A 17,585-nucleotide genomic window follows, 5' to 3' on the forward strand; every position below is an offset into this window, starting at 1 on the left:
TTATCATAAAGAAACCGTAATTAACATAGCTATCCTGTATGTAAGATAGATTATTATATTAATACTGAAGTGCTGGGTATGAGCTTAGGAGAGTCATCTCTTGAAGTCCATACCTTTTTGCATTTTAGAATATGAAGGTGAGGAGGGGGGGGGATGCAATACTCGTATCCACAACATATCTGTTAATTGCTCCGTTGATTCGGATTCGATAAGGAGGTTATAATCATGAAAAAGATGTTGCTAAAGTTATTCGTGTTAAGTCTATCAGTACTTGTTCTAATGTGTGGAATGCCACTGGCAATGGCTAATTCTGAGAGTGTTATGGCGTCCTCAGGTATTAATACGATGGTTGGAGTGAAGGAGGAAGTTCTAGTGGGTGGCGAGAAGAAGGGGAAGAGTCAGACTAGTTATTCTAATACACAGAACCATGAAGCTATTAACCGAGATGCAAATCTTTTGCCTTCCAATAGTTTGTTAAGTGTCGAAAACGTAGCGGAAGATGAGGAGAATGTGTCACTAGGTAATACCACGTATTATGTGGATGATCTGAACGGTGTGGATACCAATAGTGGTACAGGTCAAGATCAAGCGTGGAAGTCATTGGAACAAGTGAATGCGTTTACATTTTTGCCGGGGGATAAAATCCTATTCCGTGCTGGAGGAAAATGGTTCGGTTCATTGCAGCCGAAAGGCTCGGGTTCTAAGGGGAAATCGATTGTCATTGGTAGGTATGGTGAAGGTAACAAACCCTTAATTGAAGGGCAAGGACTCGTTGAGAATACAGTGTCACTCTATAATCAAGAGTATTGGGAAATCAGCCACTTAGAGATTACGAATAAAGGAGTACAGGCAGCTACTTCCCCACGCCGCGGTGTGCTCGTCATGGGAGAGGATTATAAGAAGGGGACTCAAACAAATGTGACCGATGTTCATGTGCTGAGCGGTATATATATCCATGATCTCTACGTTCATGATGTGAATGGTGAGGATAAGAAGGATGTAAGCGGAAGTGCAGGGATTCAATTAAGTGTCCGAATTCAAGGTGTTGTGAATAATGTTCCGGATTCGAATCGAATCATTCAGCGTACAACGTTTGACGACGTCAAGATTGTGAATAACGAGATCCGTAATGTGGCGAGATCGGGCATTGTTACTTGGAACGATTGGAAGAGTAGAGCTCTAATTGGAAGCTCGTATGGCAGCAGCGAACGAACACCTTGGACTCCAATCACCAATGTTATCATTCGCGGTAATAAGCTCTATGACATTGGTGGCGATGGTATTGTTCCGCATATGTCTGACGGTGCGCTGGTCGAATACAACTTCTTAGATGGATACAATCGGACATCGTCTGGCTACAATGCTGGTATGTGGACTTGGAATGGAGATAATACGCTTTATCAGTTCAACGAAGTGACACGCGGCTTCTCAACACGAGATGGGCAGCCATTTGATTTTGATCACGGGTCCCAAGGGATTATCTATCAATTCAACTATAGTTATAATAATGATGGTGGTAACCTGCTGATCTGTTCGGATGGAAGTGGTGGTGAAGTGCGGAATGGTATTTATCGTTATAATATAAGCCAAAACGATAAATATCAGATATTTACCATCTGTGGTGCAAGTAATGCAAAAAACATTCAAATCTATAACAACATTTTCTATGTCAAAGAAGGAATGAACACCAATCTGCTTGTCAGTCAAGGCGGAGCTGTTGAAGTGAAGTTGTTCAATAACGTTTTCATTAACTATGGTTCGGGTGGATATACAGCAAAACCAAGCTGGACTTATAACAATAATGCGTTCTATGGTAACCGTGTTCCATCCAAAGAACAAATTCCAGATCCATTCATGATTACAGAAGACCCGTTACTTGTGGATCCTGGCAAGGCAGGCACCGTGTTAGGTGTTCCTGGTGTAATCGAACCCAATCAAGTGAAGTGGGATGCACTTCAAGGTTATAAGATTCGTGATGATTCACCACTCATTAACGCAGGACGATTTATTAGTGTAACGCATAATCCTGGTGTTCGTGATTACTACGGAAATCCAATCTATAATGGGATACCAGATATCGGTATTCACGAATATTCAGGAGAGATTTTTCCAGATGTAGATCCGTTCGAACCTGTGATTCCAAAACCGCCAGCGGTTATTAAAAATGGGGACTTTGAGAATATCGCACAGCACGGACCACGAGATCCATGGGATTATATGTGGAACAACGGCGGGGGTATTGTAAGTGATGGCAATGCGCATAGCGGAAACTACGCAGGTGTCATCAAAAAAATTGCGGCAGAAACCACAATTGAGCAGACCTTTGCAGTTCAACCAACAACTACTTATCGGATTAGCGCGTATACCAAGGTGTTGGATCCACAGTTGGAAATTATTTTTGGAGTTAAGGGGTTAGAAATCGATGAAAGCCTGCGCGTAACTTCCTCAGATTATAAGCTAGAGACAATAGAGTTTACGACTGGAAACAGTACGAAATCGGCTACGGTCTATTTCTATAAGAAATCTGGTCCTGCAGCAAATGCTTATATTGATGATATCAAGATTGAGGAAGTCGTTGCAGTTCCAATCGATAAAAGTAAATTGCAAGCTGAAATCAATCAAGCAATTAAGCTGCAATCGGACACGGTGGTAGGAACACTCCCAGGGCAAGTATCTAAAGATGCAAAAGATATATTAGGTAATGCCATCACAGCGGCTGAGGACCTGTACGATAATAGTGAAGCGAAGCAATCGCAAATCGACGCGGCCGTTGTAACACTGAGCGCAGCTATAACGGAATTCAGAGCGGCCATTGTACCTGCCCAGCCGGATGTTCCAACGACGACACTAACTGGTGACAATACGATAAAAGCGGGAGATGTATTCACAGTTACATTGGGACTTGATCAGGTAATAAGACCCGTGTACGCACAGGATATTTCATTGAATTATGATGTGAATCTGATGGAATATATGGGGGGAGTCTCCAGTGTTCCCGGCGTAAGTATCGTGGATAAAGTGACTGATACCAACGGAAAGCTTCGGTTTATCTTAGCTAGTGAAGGTGCAGCACATGCGGTTTCCGGAAAGACAGATGTGCTTAATCTTTCTTTCCGAGCCAAGGAAGTGGAACAATCTGTCTCAGGGTTAATTTCTGTCTCCAATGCAACCATAGCAGACGATGAGGGGACAGAAGTCACGATCGGCAACTCCTCCATGTGGATACAGGTGACTGTCGTTTCTCCAGGAGTACCAGGCGATTCGAATGGAGACGGGAAATTTAGTATCGGTGATTTGGCAATCGCAGCTGCGAATTATGGTCTCACCAGTCAAGATCCTAATTGGGTGAATATTAAAGCATCTGATGTAAACGGAGATGGCGTAATCGATATTGAAGATCTAGCAGGAATTGCGAAGAAGATTGTAATGTAAGTACTAAGGGCATCCATGCATGAAAGATGGATGCCCTTCTTTATGGTGCTTAATATGAACGAACATGAGGTAGATGGTAGAAATTGATTAATGGATAAGTTAGACTTAATGAAGTAGGTTGAGTATAAGTTAGTTTTACTTTTAATTTGATAAATGGAGCTACTAGAATGAACATAAGAACAATTCGAACAGAAGATAATCATGACATTGAAGCAATTATCCGCCAGTGTTTAATTGATTATGGCGGAAATCGTGCGGGATTAGCATGGGAAGATGAAAGTTTAAGCCATTTGTCTGACTATTATAATCATGAGGGCAGAGCTTATTGGGTTGCGTTTGATACGAACGGCAAGATGCTTGGTGGCTGTGGGATCGCACCCTTCGGCGCCCCGGAAGACCAGGTATGTGAACTGCAGAAGATGTACTTAATACAAGAGGCTAGAGGAACAGGAATTGCAAATGAATTGCTGCAGATCGCTTCGCAGTTTGCAGAGCAGAACTATCGAGTTTGTTATTTGGAAACTCTGCAAACGATGCAGGCAGCAAATCACTTTTATAAGAAACACGGGTTCCGATTGTTGGAGTCACCACTCGCAGGATCTGAGCACTTTGCTTGTGATGCTTGGTATATCCGGGATTTATAATATTACCAATATCTCATTGGACAAACAAAAGACGCAAGTAAGATAGATCGCAGGTAACGATCTACTTACTTGCGTCTTTTTTGCGTGTAAACTTTTAAAAATACAAGTCTTGTAGCTTATGTACTTAAAACAATATTATGTAAGGGATTCCTCGATGCTAGTAGTATTAATTATAAACATTGGGAATCATACCTGTGAACTACACGAAAGCCGATGTGCTGAAATCAGATATTCAAGACAGATTAGGGTGATGATTAACATTGAAACTATTAACACTTAACACACATGCTTGGATCGAAGAAAACCAACTTGAAAAAATAGAGCAGCTTGCTCATTTTATCAATGAACATGATTTTGATGTCATTTCACTTCAAGAAGTCAACCAATTGATGCAGGAAGAAGCACTTCCTGCATCGGAACTGACCTATTTCTATGAAGCCGAAGAGAATACAGTCGTCAAAGTAGATAACTATGCTTACGTACTTCGTAGACAGTTGAAGCATGAATATTATTGGTCTTATATTCCGGTTCATACGGGATATGAGAAATACGATGAAGGTCTTGCGATTTTATCTAAAACACCGATTCAGGAAGCTTTCGGGGCTTACGTTTCGAACTTGAGGGATTATGATAACTATAGGACACGCAAGATCATAGGAATCAAGACGGTTGCAGCTGGAATCGATACCTGGTTTGTCAACGGGCATTTTGGGTGGTGGCAAGATGTAGAGGAACCATTTAAACCACAGTGGGAGCATTCTCTAGCTGTAATGGAAAAGTATATTGCTTCTAAACCCGCTTTTATTATGGGGGATTTCAACAATGCAGCTCATATTGAAGGAGAAGGGTATTCCTTAGTAACACAGAGTGGGTGGCAGGACTGTTATGAACTTGCCGCTCAGAAAGACGATGGTTTCACTGTCGTTAAAGCGATTGCCGGATGGGAAGAGAATGAGCAGAAATTACGAATTGATTATGTATTCACGAATCGAGAGATTCCTGTTCTGTCTTCGAAAGTCGTATTGAATGGTACGGATCATCCAGTGGTCTCAGATCACTCTGGCGTCGTTGTGGAAATACATGATAACGATTGGAAATCTACCAATGGATAATAATGACATTGACATCCTTTGGATTTTCCAAAATAATAGATATTAATTGAATACTGGTACCTTTAATTCAGTCCAGAGAGGCTGACAAGGACAGCGGATTTTTATAATCTTGCGTAAGATTAGGCGTATTACCGGTTTTGGGGTATGCCGTGTCTTTACGCGGGGTTATGATGCAAGAAGAGGCTACTTGTCAGTATATAACTTGACGAGTAGCCTCTTTTTTTTCTGCTTATTTTGGTATCAGGACACTTACTTTGGGGGTATTCTGATGAGCAAACAAGATCAAGAGTTTTCGTGGCAAGCGGTACCGAAAGCGCAGAGAAATCATATTGGGAAGACGTTCTCCGTCATGTTGGCGTTTACGTTCTTCTCCGCTAGCATGTTGGCAGGAGGGACTCTCGGCGTCAGCTTGACGTTCATGGAGTTCATAGGAATTGTACTTGCAGGTAATTTGGCACTAGGGATTTATACTGGGGCGCTGGCACATATCGCTGCTAGAACGGGTTTATCAACGCATCTACTGGCAAAGTATTCGTTCGGTGAAAAAGGGTCGTACCTTCCTTCGTTCTTGCTAGGTTTCACACAGGTCGGTTGGTTTGGTGTAGGTGTGGCTATGTTCGCAGTTCCAGTCGCTAGAGCAATGGATTGGAACGTGTATCTGTTAATCTTCGTGTTTGGTCTTGCAATGACAGCATCAGCCATTTTCGGCATTAAAGCTTTAATAGTTCTCGGTTATGTTGCGGTCCCAGCCATTGCTATTCTCGGTGGTTACTCCGTATTTGAAGGTGTGGAAAAGCTAGGCGGTATTCAAGGGTTGTTTGATTACACGCCGACACAGTCTCTGACCACGGCAGCAGCATTGACCATATGTATTGGATCATTCATAAGCGGAGGAACACTAACGCCTGACTTTGCAAGATTCTCTCAGACATCCAAGCAAGCGGTGACAGCAACAGTTATTTCATTCTTCTTGGGAAATTCACTCATGTTCTTGTTCGGTGCGGTTGGTGCAATGGCTTATAATCTTGCTGATATCTCGGAGGTTATGTTCCTGCAAGGTTTGATGATTCCTGCAATCATCGTGTTAGGATTAAATATTTGGACGACTAACGATAACGCACTCTATGCATCTGGCTTAGGCTTCGCTAATATCACGAAAATCTCGAAGAAATTCTTCGTCATCGTAAACGGTATTGTAGGTACGATATTCGCTATGTGGATGTACAACAATTTTGTTGGATTCCTAAATGTACTGGGTGCTGCGATTCCGTCCATTGGGGCGATTATCATTGCAGATTACTTCTTTGTGAAGAGAAGAAACTATAAACCGTTTGCCGAGATGACCTTTAAAAAGGTAAACTGGATAGCGATGATCGCTTGGGCTATCGGTGTTGCCTTCGCTCAACTGGCACCTGGAATAACACCATTGAACGCACTTATAGGAACGGCTGTGGTCTACATCGTGTTGATGGTGATTGTTCCTGCAAAAGAATCTACAGAAAAGGGGAAAACAAATGATTATACAGAACGCAAAATTGCGGGGTAAAGAAGGTCTATGGAATATCGTTGTTAAAGACGGGAAGTTCGAGCAAATTACGCAGTCAATGGAAGTTGCTGCAAACGATGAAGTAATCGATGTCAAAGGCTCGCTTGTACTGCCGCCTTTCATTGAACCACATATTCACCTGGATACAACGCTTACGGCAGGTGAGCCTGAATGGAACTTGAGCGGAACTCTGTTCGAAGGAATCCAGCGTTGGTCAGAACGCAAGGCATTCCTCACACATGAAGATGTTAAAACACGTTCCAAAACAGCACTGAAGTGGCAAATTGCACAAGGTATCCAGCATGTAAGAACCCATGTGGATGTCACCGATCCAAGCTTAACTGCCGTTAAAGCAATGCTTGAAGTCAAAGAAGAAATGGCACCATTCATTGATATCCAGCTTGTCGCTTTTCCACAGGAAGGTATTCATTCCTTCCCGAATGGTGTGGAATTGATGGAAGAGTCTTTGAAGATGGGCGTTGACGTTGTTGGCGGTATTCCGCACTTCGAATTCACAAGAGAATATGGCGTTGATTCGATGAAGGTTGCATTTGACCTTGCTGAAAAATACGACCGTCTCATCGATATCCATTGCGATGAAATAGATGACGAGCAATCCCGTTTCTTAGAAGTCGTTGCCAAGGAAGCTTTAGAACGCGGTCTGGGATCACGTACAACCGCAAGTCATACGACGGCGATGGGTTCATATAATGATGCTTATACGTATAAATTGTTTAGATTGCTGAAGATGGCTGACCTGAATTTCGTATCCAATCCTTTAGTTAACATCCATTTGCAGGGACGATTTGACACCTATCCAAAACGTAGAGGGCTGACACGCGTCAAAGAGTTACAGGAAGCGGGTCTTAATGTATGTTTCGGTCATGATGATATCTTTGATCCATGGTATCCGCTAGGCACAGGTAACATGCTTCAAGTACTGCACATGGGTATCCATGCTTCACAACTGCTTGGTTATGACCAAATCGTAAATTCGATTGATCTTATTACGAAAAATAGCGCAAGAACATTACACATTGAGGATATGTATGGCATTGAAGAAGGGAAGCCAGCGAACTTCATCGTACTTGAAGCAGAGAACGAATATGAAGCAATCCGCAAACAATCTGCTGTGCTTTACTCCTTCCGAGGTGGACGCAAAATTGCGGAAACGAAGCCACGCGAAACATCGATCATCTTAGACGGTGATTCAGAAAAAGTCACTTTTAATAAATAATAAAATAAAGCGTGTATGGCTTTAATCAGGACGTGCACTTTACTCAGAAATCCCCTCTTCGTGGATAGGATAAGGAACTCAAGTGATCGAGATCTCTTCCTACGATATAAGAGGGGATTTTTTTGCGTATTTTAGGTGTTTCAATCATTCAACTATATGTGATAATTAAAGGTAATATATAATTTAAAGGTAGAGGCTAGGACGATAGCTTAGAAGGAGGAACAAGAACAAAATGAGAAAACGCATAATAGGTCTTGTCTGTATAAATTCAATCTTCAGGAAGCCAACTGATTGTTAATGGAAGTTCTATCCCTCATAAGGTAATTCCAAGGGATGTATCTGAGGCAGAGGCTAAGCGACTTCGTGAAGAAGCTGGTTATTCATCCGAGGGGGTAACAGGAGGAGTCATTGTTGAATTGAAAGAAATCGATCTAGACTCCTGAAAGAGGATGGACTGACCTAATTTATTTTCTTTCTTGTCTTTACTCCTTGGACAATAAACATAAGCCCCATTAAGAAAAATAGTATATTACTAGAATTCAACATGTGTTGTTCAGATAATAAGTCTTTAGTTATCGAATAAATTTGGATGACCAATATTAAAGAAGCATATAAAAAATACATGTTAGATTTGTCTTTGAATATTTTCATACCGACTAACCGTACTAGAAGTGTTATTGCAATTCCGTAAACTAAGATTATTCCCATAAAAATTAGAGCTAAAATCGAAGCATTCATTATTAATTCCTCCTTACAGCAATCATCTTAATTACCATAATATCACATCCGTATTTCTTATTGTCTCCTTTTAGGATATCCATTTTATGATTACATACCATAAATCTCGTTAGTGGGACTACATCATTACGGGAATTAGGAAAAAGACATAGCGAATAAGTATTGGGAACTTGAACGTTATAAAATGCATTTAATCGAAGGAGTGTGAACCCATGGATTGTACAAAGATTCATGTTAGATCGTTCAACCCCAAACGGCCAGGGTCCCTTGTCGCCGTCATGATGACTGTATCGGAATATCTTGGTGCGCTTTACGGGAACGTAGCGGAGACGAGGGTTGGCAATTCATACGGTCCTTGTGCCGAGTGCGGCGGAAGTATTGCGTCGCCCGGGATCGACCACAGTCGAATGATTGCTCCAGCATTGTCGCTCAAGAATGGCGCCGTCCTCTTATGGGCCGGAACGGATTGTGCGCCAGTTCCGAGAATTAAGCAGTTAGCAGCGATGATTGGAATAGATTATCTGAAGCCACTCGAGGAGCAGGATCCAGAGTTTATTTCCGTCCTGCTGTATGGGTATGACAGGGAACCTGTATCGTTTGTACATAATAAAAGATTCCGTACGGATTATTATCGGGGCTGTGTTTCCGATCTTCAATCCATGATTGATGCACGCACGACTAGCAAAGGAAATTTAAGGATGATATCGTTTTTCTCCAAACAAAGAGAGTGTTCGGCATGCCAGGGAACTGGGTTAAGCGAGGGTGTGTTGGATATTAACATCGCCGGTCTTACACTAGCTGAGTTGAACAAACTAGCTATACCCGAAATGCTCACATTTGTCCATTGCCTGCGGCAGTCAATGGACTTGCATGAGTTCGAAATCGTCGAACCAATTATCAGCCATCTCTTCCCGATACTTTCCTATTTGAGTAAAATCGGACTTCGCACGCTACCACTGAACAGCGCTTGGCGCGGTCTTCCGGCCTTATCTTCATTAATAAATCAAAAGTGAAAAATACTACTTACCAATATCTTTCAGAATCCTTTGCTTCATTGACATCAATGAAAACATACTATTATACTTTTACCGGTAACAAAATGTGCTTGTAATGCTAAGAATAGAAAAGGTGTGTTTATGTATCAGGGAAAATCGAGAAAAATCGTCTTCACGCTGCTTGGGTTATACACGTTATTAACCTTGTTCTTCTTATTTCTAGGATTCAATCGAGCTAGCATCAATCCAGAGGGTTTACGGTATAGCTTCATACCTAGTGGAATTCCTCTACACTTTCCCATGGGAAAAGACTTTCATATTTGGTTTTTTGAATGGGGGAATTTCTTAGCCTTCATTCCATATGGAATCCTCATCCCGCTTCTGTTCCGCACAACATTTATCCGGTTTATCAGCCTATTTGTTCTTTGTATTACGATACTAGAGACTATTCAAATGTTTACGGGTCTAGGAGCATTTGATATTGATGATATCATCATTAATACAATCGGGGCGGCAGCAGGATATGTAGCGCAGCGGATTGTATCCCAGCGCCGGAATTCAGTAAGTGGAATGCTTAGAATCCTCCTGAATGCAATTCTTATCTCAGCAAGTACAATTATTCTCGTAGGCGGTGCCAACTATTACTTGGAGAATGGCGGAGGTGACACCGTAGCTTTGAATGAAGTTGATGTAACAAAGGGAACGGTACTATGGGATGAAAGTCTTACTGGATTTACTGCAGCCCAATCAAAGATTGAGCCAAAGATTAATCTTTACAGCCATAAGAACACTAAAAATAATGAGTTTTCGTTCCTTTTAAATGGTGAATATACGAGAATGGAAGGGTATGTTGCAATACCGAATGACGTAGACATCATGAACGGGAGAAGTGACATCATATTTGAGGCAGATGGATCAGAAATTTATTCAATTGGATTAGGAGATCATCAACCAGATTCATTTCAGATTCCCTTACAAGGGGTAGAGGAGCTAACCGTTAAATTTATCAGCGATGGACCAAATCGAAAGACCAATATCGTAATATGGGACACTACACTTACAGAAGCAAATGTAGGACAAAAGCTCATCAATAATATTCGCTCCTTGTTTTAGGCGGGCAGGATCGTCAATGAATGATGTGGAATAGATAATAAAATATCTATACCAGGGGGTAGTGAAATGGCTTTTCCGACCCATATTGTATCCGCAGGAGGAATTGTAGAGGATGGAGATGGAAATATCCTATTAGTGAAAGCTCATGATGATGGTTGGGTTTATCCTGGAGGGATAACGGAAGTAGGAGAGAACTTAATCGATGGATTAATTCGAGAAATTAAAGAAGAGAGTGGAATAGTAGCCGCTGTTAGCCATATAATTAGTGTGGTTTCGAACACAGCGATCCATAAGTGGTATGATGGTGAAGCGGATGTGCCTACGAAGGTTATGTTCGATTTCGCCTGTGTCGCTGTCGGTGGAGAGTTAGCAACTTCTGATGAGACGAGCGACTGCAGGTGGGTTCCTAAGGAAAATGTATTGGATTTGATTACTTTACCAGCAATCCGGACCCGTTATGAAGCTTATTTGAAGTTTACTGGCTCTGTACATTATTTGGAATACACAACGTCAACCACATCAGAATGCACTATCAAGCTACAACGGAATATTTAACATAGTATTCATTCAAGTCCAACTCGTTGGACTTTTTTTATTTTAGGTAAGTGAACTTCCTATATTATCTTTATGAATACTTTCTGTTCCTGCTTCAAGCGCAGTTTTGTAATACATACATTTATGTTCGATAACTTCCATGGATTTTTTCAATTCTTCAATCTGATGTTCAACAGCAGCTTTTCGTTCCATAAATAAGTCATATCTTTGTTGTAAGGTTGCATCTCCATCAGAACACCAATCGATAAATTTCTTGATTTCTTTGATGGGCATTCCCGTAGATTTTAAACATTCAATCACTTTTAAAGCGCCTAGATCAGACTCTTTAAACACTCTTATTCCAGTGGATGTACGTTCTACAAAAGGCATCAGACCTTCCTTATCGTAATAACGCAAAGTGTGTGGTGTAAGGTTTAGTTCTTTAGCAACCTCGCTGATCGAATATGTAGTCATCATGTTATGTCCCACTTTCTGTTCTATAGACTTCGAGTTAACTCTATGATCATGCGGATATTAACACGTAGTCTATTTCTTCGTCAATAAGTAGGAATAGTATTGTATTTATGACTTGACTTAGAGTTAACTCTAGGGATTAACATTTATCCATAAAGAGAAGTAAGTAGGAATGCTATTGAAAACGTAGTGTTTCTATCGCTCTCTTCGAATTTAGTATTAGGAGGTTTTTTATATGATAAAAGCTAGAGCGCGGGCCGTAGATGGACCAGATCAGCCATTTCGGGAAGCTGAAATTAAACGACGGGATCTTGATTCACGCGATGTCTTGATCGATATCAAATACTCTGGCATATGCCATTCGGATATACATACTGCTCATGGTGAATGGGGGCCGGTGAATTATCCGCTTGTACCAGGTCATGAAATTGCGGGTATTGTTACGGATGTGGGAGCAGAAGTTACAAAATACAAGGCTGGTGACCGCGTAGGCGTAGGCTGTATGGTTGATTCCTGTGGCGACTGTGAGAATTGCCGTAATGGAGAAGAGCAGTACTGTCTTAAAGGAAATATCCCGACCTACGCTGGTGTAGATAAATATGGCGAGCCAACACAAGGCGGGTATTCTTCCCACATCGTCGTTACCGAAGACTTTGTTGTACGAATTCCAGATGCTATTGAACTTGATGTAGCGGCACCATTACTATGTGCAGGCATCACAACGTATTCACCGCTTAACCATTGGGGAGCTGGCCCAGGTAAAAAAGTAGCGGTGGTTGGAATGGGTGGACTCGGTCATATGGCTGTCCAAATTGCCCATGCTATGGGTGCTGAGGTAACGGTTCTATCACAATCATTAAACAAAAAAGAGGATGGCTTACAGTTTGGCGCAGCTAGCTACTATGCCACAAGCGAACCTGAAACCTTTGAACAACTTGCGGGTTCATTTGATCTGATCTTGAATACGGTAAGTGCAAATATTGACATTAATGCATATTTTGGATTACTCAAGCTTGATGGAACCTTAGTAAATGTAGGTGCTCCAGGAGAGCCATTATCCGTTAATGTAATGTCCTTGATTGGTCATCGCCGATCTTTTGCAGGATCAATGATTGGAGGTATTAGAGAAACGCAGGAAATGCTAGAGTTCTGTGCTCAGCATAACATTGTACCTAAGATAGAAGTGATAACGGCGGATGAGATTGATTCTGCATATAAACGCGTGTTATCTTCCGATGTGAAATACAGGTTCGTAATTGACATTAGCACGATGTAATAGTTTATGTGGAGTTAGGTGGGATACGTTCCATGGATATGAAAGAATTTATTGAATATTGTAAAGACGGAAATCCCATTTCGGGTACAGATACAGATTTGCATGGACTATTGGTACAGTGTAGTTATGAAGCTCAAAAAGTTACCATGACATTAAATTCGTCTTTTCATACAAAAGAAGAAATCGTAGAGATTTTTAGTGAATTGACGGGCAGTCACATCGATCCATCCTTTATGTGTTTTCCGCCATTCTATACGGATTTTGGTAAGAACATCGTCATTGGCAAGAACGTATTTCTAAATACGGGATGTTCATTTCAGGATCGTGGTGGTATCTGTATTGGAGATGGAACAATGATCGGAATGAATGTAACTATAGCTACTCTAAATCATGGGCTCGCTTTAGAAACAAGAAATACAACTTACCCATCTCCAGTTACAATAGGTGAGAATGTGTGGATTGGATCAAATGCTACAATTCTACCAGGTGTGACGATTGGTAAGAATGCTGTAGTGGCAGCGGGTGCTGTTGTGACGAAGGATGTTCCTGAAGATAGCGTTGTAGCTGGAGTACCTGCAAAAGTTATAAAATCCATACATGATTGAATCTTTGTAAGAAGTCGCCTTTCGGCGGCTTTTTTTTAGGGAGTTTAATTACAAAATGTGGTACCATTGTGTGTATTATCCTTAAAGGAGAGAGTCATGGATAAGTTATACGACAATCTAAGTCAATTGGGTGAGAAGGAACTCCGAATGCTTTTTAATAATATCTTGCAAACAGTAGACCGCAAATATAAGAGTGGCACCGAGGAAGATAAAAGGCTAGCTGAAGGACTCGTTAATATGATTCAAGAGCATATGAATATAGTCAGCGATCATAAATTCCATACGAACGAACGAGAACGGTTTATCCATATCGTTTTTAGCCTTTCTGATGCAGGATCGTTAAAAGTAACGCTCTCTAAGATAGATAAACGTGATCAATGTAAAGTGCTAGCATTTAATGAGTGGTTCTCCGTTGGACCCATATCGAACATAGATACAACCGCTGGACAGCAAGATCGGCTCTTATGGCAAATGGAATTCGATGAGGATTTCAAAAGTGCTCAATATTTCGAACCCGCGCATCAACTTGCGAATATGGTTAAGGCGGTCAAGGATATTCCCGAGCATAAAAAGATTGTCATATGGTGTGCAGACAATGCTCATGACCAAACTGGATTACGATTCGTGTTGCATTTGTTAAGAGAACGAAAAGAGAACGTTCATGTTGTTAATGTGACCGAACTCTATCAAGCTACTGAGTTTCAATCTATAAAAGAAGTTATTGCACCCTATGCTAGCGGATTAATCGATCGAAATCATTTTCAAGCAATCGTTAGAGATTATTATGAAGGCATCCCTCTTCATTCTAGCCAAAGAAATAGGTATGAATCCGAATGGGAAGTGCTATCCAGTAGCAATCATGTTATTCGGTTGTGGGAAGAAGGCACGGTAATGGGCAAGGATGAAAATGCCCTAGATGAAATAATAATCAAGTCCATCATCGAACTGGAGGAAGAACAAGACGAGGATGGATATATTCTGGCTGGGAGTGTCGTCGGTAGGGTGCTCGATGCATCTAGACAACTCATAAGTTACTCATTCATTTCTGTTCGAATATGGACGTTAGTTAACGAAGGGATCTTGTTATTTAGAGGACTGCCTGGGGCTTTATATACGTTTTCAGTTAAGATGAAAGCACGATTGGAGTGAGAAGATGATCGGGAGGATCATACGGGTTTCGGAACAGAATCCTCGATTAGTTATCAGTATTTTTTACCCTTCGTCTGGTGGTAGTCGACTTAAAGGGATAGATCTTTATGCACCATGTCAAACGGAAGTAGCTGATATTTTCAAGGAGATGGGCGTTGATCTTGAAAATTTGAATGTCATCGATAAATTGTCAATTGATGATAAGCCAAATACTAGTAAAGGGATATGGCCAGTCCTTATCTTATCACCTGGATTTGGTGTAGAACGCGATATGTACCTTGGAATAATCTCAAATCTTGTACCTAAGGGTTATATAGTCGTCACAATTGGTACCCCATATGAATCTATTTTCACCGTTTATCCTGATGGTAGCTTAATTAAACAAGAAAAGGAAATGGCTGAACTCAAGAGCTCCGATTACAGTAGCTGGCACCAACTCTTGGATAGTCGCTCTCGGTCAATTACCGAAGTTATGGAGTACCTTGATACTCTTAATCAATCTGCCCCTGAGCTAGCAGGACTATTCGACCTGAAGAACGTTGCTGCAGTCGGACATTCGCTGGGTGGTGCCGCAGTTCTCGAAGCTGCTACGTTAGTCAAACGCATCAAAGCTGTCATTCTTCTCGATCCTAGTTTTCATCTCATTCGTGTGGATGAGATACCGTCTTCTGTTCCGGTTTTGTTGTTGCGTCAAGAGGCTTCGTCCTATGAAGCGATGGCTTCGGTAATGAATGAAGAAATTGCCCGAGATTATATTGATGGACAGCGGAATGCGTACAATATTTTAACGAATTCTCATTTTTATCGGGTAAAAGGAGCGCAACATATGTCGTTCAGCGACATTCCGCTATACTACGGTGACCTTCATGCAGAATCAGTTCATACCGCTACGGTTGAAGCCATGACGGCATTCATGGAAGCAGTCTTTCAAAGCAGACACAGACTATCTGCTATGCCACTTCATTCAAACGATACGGTTGTCCAGATTAACTCTGATGGTGATCCCATCTAATCGAGATAGAATCGGGGGATGTTGAAATGTCTAGAAAGCCAGTAGGATCAGCAGCAGTTATTTGGGACTCAGAGGGGCGAATTCTTCTAGTGAAACACAACTACGGAAAATTTAATTGGGAAATACCTGGTGGGCTGTCTGAACAACATGAGTCTGCAGAGAGTACTGCGAAGAGAGAAGTGTTTGAAGAAACTGGTTTAGAAGTTACTGTTGAGCGTTTGACTGGCGTATATTATGAACCTGCTCATGATATGCACCATTTTGTGTTTACCTGCTTATTGGAAGATACTCAACTGCCACAACCAGATGAAAACGAAGTAACAGCATGTAAGTATTGGGCATTAAATGACTTACCTAAACCAATTAGTGATTTCACAATAGCACGTATACAAGATGCATTGAATATAGATGGTAATCGACTTTTCCATGTCATCGGACCAAGGCAGTGGTTTGAATAATTATCCAGGAGGAGTGGGTAAATGAGAAAAATAAATAAAAGGAGCGTCTTTGTACTAGTTTTAACACTTCTGATAAGTATATTAAGCGGTTGTAATGCGGCGCCTGAAACAGGCTACGGAGATTTTATTATTTCAAAGGAAGACCAAAGGATACTAGTAGCGAAGAAGGTATCACAGGAGGATGCTGCAAGTAAGACGCACGATGAACTGAAACAAGACAATATCGAAATAATCAATTATATAGTCGAAGATCTCGAACTCTATAACGAGCTTGAAGCAGGTGAACAAGTTAATGTGACCCCGAAGACGAGCGCTAATGGGGCATATATCGTAATGAAATCGGATCCTCCACAAATCGTAGCAGGGCAGATAGAAAGACTTAGAGATTAACTCCCTCATAAATACAGAGGTGATAGGATTAATAAATAACGATATTAAACTAAAATCTGTTATAATATATGTTTGCTATTAATTACTTTGTATGAGGAGATTTACTATGGGGTCCACATGGTGGAAAATTTCATTTTATTTTTTGGTGTTTGTTTTTGCATTATTCATGTCATTTAATGATTATTCTCCAATTCTGACAGTTGGTCTTTTGTTCGTGGCTACTATTTTAGCATTTTCGTTGTTCTTTTATTATCCATTGTTATTAGAGAAGCGAATAAGTCGTTTAGAGTCTTTTTTGCGTAAACAGAAAAAAACACCGGCGATTTACGTTCACTATGTCTTGGCGAACAGACTAGAGGATGAAGCAGGAGAGATTATGGAGCAGCTTATGAGCAAATATAAGCAGAGCGGTACACGGGCTATCTTTCAAGCAGCCTTCGGTGTTTATCAGAAGGATATGGACATGGTTCGTGAAGCTTTGCCGGATATTCAAAAATCCGACTATCGCGCGTATTATGAAACCACTATACATATCGAGAATGGTGAGATGGATCGAGCCCATGAGACTCTGAATTCAATCAAAAAACACTGGATGAGATTAGCACTCCTAGTCGATATCGAAATGAAATCTGGCAACCAGGAAGCCGCTATTCAATATGCTAGGGAAGTAGTAACCGCTACCAGAGGTGTTAACCGCTACACACTCTATAAGGAATATGAAAGAGAATTGCCGCAAGCTGTTGAAGGCATTGGTTAGACTAAAACCATATCATAGATATTTTCAAAATAAGACTGCTATCGTTGGCAGTCTTATTTTGTTTACCACATTATCATCCATAAGTCTTGTCAGTGTTTGATTTAATGTAAGGG

At 41.1% G+C, this 17,585-nt stretch carries 17 protein-coding genes; 15 read left to right on the forward strand and 2 right to left on the reverse strand.

What is annotated here, in order from left to right:
- Window positions 1-225: 225 nt before the first annotated feature.
- From ACK8P5_RS12025 to ACK8P5_RS12045, 5 genes are all read left to right on the forward strand, one after another.
- Entirely contained in the window at window positions 226-3,432 is a 3,207-nt protein-coding gene (locus ACK8P5_RS12025) for a cohesin domain-containing protein (protein ID WP_422661160.1), read from the forward strand.
- A gap of 167 nt (window positions 3,433-3,599) precedes the next feature.
- The gene (locus tag ACK8P5_RS12030; protein ID WP_422661161.1) at window positions 3,600-4,076 is read left to right on the forward strand and encodes a GNAT family N-acetyltransferase; all 477 of its coding nucleotides are present in this window, start codon (window positions 3,600-3,602) and stop codon (window positions 4,074-4,076) included.
- Between the two features lie 260 nt (window positions 4,077-4,336).
- Window positions 4,337-5,188: an endonuclease/exonuclease/phosphatase family protein gene (locus ACK8P5_RS12035; protein WP_422661162.1), complete on the forward strand. Its 852-nt coding sequence runs from the start codon at window positions 4,337-4,339 to the stop codon at window positions 5,186-5,188.
- A 268-nt stretch (window positions 5,189-5,456) separates the two neighbouring features.
- Window positions 5,457-6,734, forward strand: coding sequence for a cytosine permease (gene codB / locus ACK8P5_RS12040; protein ID WP_422661163.1), 1,278 nt, complete (start codon window positions 5,457-5,459; stop codon window positions 6,732-6,734).
- Complete coding sequence (locus tag ACK8P5_RS12045; RefSeq protein WP_422661164.1) at window positions 6,703-7,971, forward strand: cytosine deaminase; 1,269 nt, start codon at window positions 6,703-6,705, stop codon at window positions 7,969-7,971. The genes codB and ACK8P5_RS12045 overlap by 32 nt, the downstream gene beginning before the upstream one ends.
- A 459-nt stretch (window positions 7,972-8,430) precedes the next feature.
- On the opposite strand, the gene ACK8P5_RS12050 is transcribed toward ACK8P5_RS12045, so the two are convergent.
- Window positions 8,431-8,709 (reverse strand): hypothetical protein, encoded by a 279-nt coding sequence (locus tag ACK8P5_RS12050; RefSeq protein ID WP_422661165.1) that lies wholly within the window; start codon window positions 8,707-8,709, stop codon window positions 8,431-8,433.
- A gap of 212 nt (window positions 8,710-8,921) precedes the next feature.
- Here ACK8P5_RS12050 and ACK8P5_RS12055 point away from each other — a divergent pair, with 212 nt between their 5' ends.
- The 3 genes from ACK8P5_RS12055 to ACK8P5_RS12065 all read left to right on the forward strand — a co-directional run bounded on the left by ACK8P5_RS12055 (window position 8,922) and on the right by ACK8P5_RS12065 (window position 11,372).
- A complete protein-coding gene (locus ACK8P5_RS12055; RefSeq protein WP_422661166.1) occupies window positions 8,922-9,722 on the forward strand; it encodes a hypothetical protein in 801 nt (266 codons plus the stop codon).
- Between the two features lie 123 nt (window positions 9,723-9,845).
- Window positions 9,846-10,817, forward strand: a complete 972-nt coding sequence (locus ACK8P5_RS12060; protein ID WP_422661167.1) for a VanZ family protein — start codon at window positions 9,846-9,848, stop codon at window positions 10,815-10,817.
- A gap of 66 nt (window positions 10,818-10,883) precedes the next feature.
- Window positions 10,884-11,372: an NUDIX hydrolase gene (locus tag ACK8P5_RS12065; RefSeq protein WP_422661168.1), complete on the forward strand. Its 489-nt coding sequence runs from the start codon at window positions 10,884-10,886 to the stop codon at window positions 11,370-11,372.
- Between the two features lie 42 nt (window positions 11,373-11,414).
- Here ACK8P5_RS12065 and ACK8P5_RS12070 read toward each other — a convergent pair whose 3' ends face one another.
- Window positions 11,415-11,825 carry a MerR family transcriptional regulator gene (locus ACK8P5_RS12070; protein WP_422661459.1) on the reverse strand — a complete coding sequence of 137 codons (411 nt, stop codon included), beginning with the start codon at window positions 11,823-11,825 and terminating at the stop codon, window positions 11,415-11,417.
- 235 nt (window positions 11,826-12,060) lie between these two features.
- On the opposite strand from ACK8P5_RS12070, the gene ACK8P5_RS12075 reads away from it, so the two are divergent.
- From ACK8P5_RS12075 to ACK8P5_RS12105, 7 genes are all read left to right on the forward strand, one after another.
- Window positions 12,061-13,101, forward strand: a complete 1,041-nt coding sequence (locus tag ACK8P5_RS12075) for an NAD(P)-dependent alcohol dehydrogenase (protein WP_422661169.1) — start codon at window positions 12,061-12,063, stop codon at window positions 13,099-13,101.
- Window positions 13,102-13,133: 32 nt separating this feature from the next.
- Window positions 13,134-13,706: a DapH/DapD/GlmU-related protein gene (locus ACK8P5_RS12080; protein ID WP_422661170.1), complete on the forward strand. Its 573-nt coding sequence runs from the start codon at window positions 13,134-13,136 to the stop codon at window positions 13,704-13,706.
- Between the two features lie 96 nt (window positions 13,707-13,802).
- Complete coding sequence (locus ACK8P5_RS12085; RefSeq protein ID WP_422661171.1) at window positions 13,803-14,855, forward strand: DUF1835 domain-containing protein; 1,053 nt, start codon at window positions 13,803-13,805, stop codon at window positions 14,853-14,855.
- A gap of 4 nt (window positions 14,856-14,859) precedes the next feature.
- Window positions 14,860-15,867: an alpha/beta hydrolase family protein gene (locus ACK8P5_RS12090; RefSeq protein ID WP_422661172.1), complete on the forward strand. Its 1,008-nt coding sequence runs from the start codon at window positions 14,860-14,862 to the stop codon at window positions 15,865-15,867.
- Between the two features lie 26 nt (window positions 15,868-15,893).
- Window positions 15,894-16,325, forward strand: a complete 432-nt coding sequence (locus tag ACK8P5_RS12095) for an NUDIX hydrolase (RefSeq protein ID WP_422661173.1) — start codon at window positions 15,894-15,896, stop codon at window positions 16,323-16,325.
- Between the two features lie 21 nt (window positions 16,326-16,346).
- Window positions 16,347-16,715, forward strand: a complete 369-nt coding sequence (locus ACK8P5_RS12100; protein ID WP_422661174.1) for a DUF3221 domain-containing protein — start codon at window positions 16,347-16,349, stop codon at window positions 16,713-16,715.
- A 106-nt stretch (window positions 16,716-16,821) separates the two neighbouring features.
- Entirely contained in the window at window positions 16,822-17,472 is a 651-nt protein-coding gene (locus tag ACK8P5_RS12105; RefSeq protein ID WP_422661175.1) for a hypothetical protein, read from the forward strand.
- Window positions 17,473-17,585 lie beyond the last annotated feature (113 nt).

The organism is Paenibacillus sp. EC2-1, from assembly GCF_049311625.1.
GTDB lineage: Bacteria > Bacillota > Bacilli > Paenibacillales > Paenibacillaceae > Paenibacillus_AQ.

Excerpts from the sequence above, each read along its gene's own strand:
- ACK8P5_RS12025 (WP_422661160.1), top strand. The coding sequence starts at position 226 with ATGAAAAAGATGTTGCTAAAGTTATTCGTGTTAAGTCTATCAGTACTT.
- ACK8P5_RS12030 (WP_422661161.1), top strand. The coding sequence starts at position 3,600 with ATGAACATAAGAACAATTCGAACAGAAGATAATCATGACATTGAAGCA.
- codB (WP_422661163.1), top strand. The coding sequence starts at position 5,457 with ATGAGCAAACAAGATCAAGAGTTTTCGTGGCAAGCGGTACCGAAAGCG.
- ACK8P5_RS12045 (WP_422661164.1), top strand. The coding sequence starts at position 6,703 with ATGATTATACAGAACGCAAAATTGCGGGGTAAAGAAGGTCTATGGAAT.
- ACK8P5_RS12050 (WP_422661165.1), bottom strand. The coding sequence starts at position 8,709 with ATGAATGCTTCGATTTTAGCTCTAATTTTTATGGGAATAATCTTAGTT.
- ACK8P5_RS12055 (WP_422661166.1), top strand. The coding sequence starts at position 8,922 with ATGGATTGTACAAAGATTCATGTTAGATCGTTCAACCCCAAACGGCCA.
- ACK8P5_RS12060 (WP_422661167.1), top strand. The coding sequence starts at position 9,846 with ATGTATCAGGGAAAATCGAGAAAAATCGTCTTCACGCTGCTTGGGTTA.
- ACK8P5_RS12065 (WP_422661168.1), top strand. The coding sequence starts at position 10,884 with ATGGCTTTTCCGACCCATATTGTATCCGCAGGAGGAATTGTAGAGGAT.
- ACK8P5_RS12070 (WP_422661459.1), bottom strand. The coding sequence starts at position 11,825 with ATGACTACATATTCGATCAGCGAGGTTGCTAAAGAACTAAACCTTACA.
- ACK8P5_RS12075 (WP_422661169.1), top strand. The coding sequence starts at position 12,061 with ATGATAAAAGCTAGAGCGCGGGCCGTAGATGGACCAGATCAGCCATTT.
- ACK8P5_RS12080 (WP_422661170.1), top strand. The coding sequence starts at position 13,134 with ATGGATATGAAAGAATTTATTGAATATTGTAAAGACGGAAATCCCATT.
- ACK8P5_RS12085 (WP_422661171.1), top strand. The coding sequence starts at position 13,803 with ATGGATAAGTTATACGACAATCTAAGTCAATTGGGTGAGAAGGAACTC.
- ACK8P5_RS12090 (WP_422661172.1), top strand. The coding sequence starts at position 14,860 with ATGATCGGGAGGATCATACGGGTTTCGGAACAGAATCCTCGATTAGTT.
- ACK8P5_RS12095 (WP_422661173.1), top strand. The coding sequence starts at position 15,894 with ATGTCTAGAAAGCCAGTAGGATCAGCAGCAGTTATTTGGGACTCAGAG.
- ACK8P5_RS12100 (WP_422661174.1), top strand. The coding sequence starts at position 16,347 with ATGAGAAAAATAAATAAAAGGAGCGTCTTTGTACTAGTTTTAACACTT.
- ACK8P5_RS12105 (WP_422661175.1), top strand. The coding sequence starts at position 16,822 with ATGGGGTCCACATGGTGGAAAATTTCATTTTATTTTTTGGTGTTTGTT.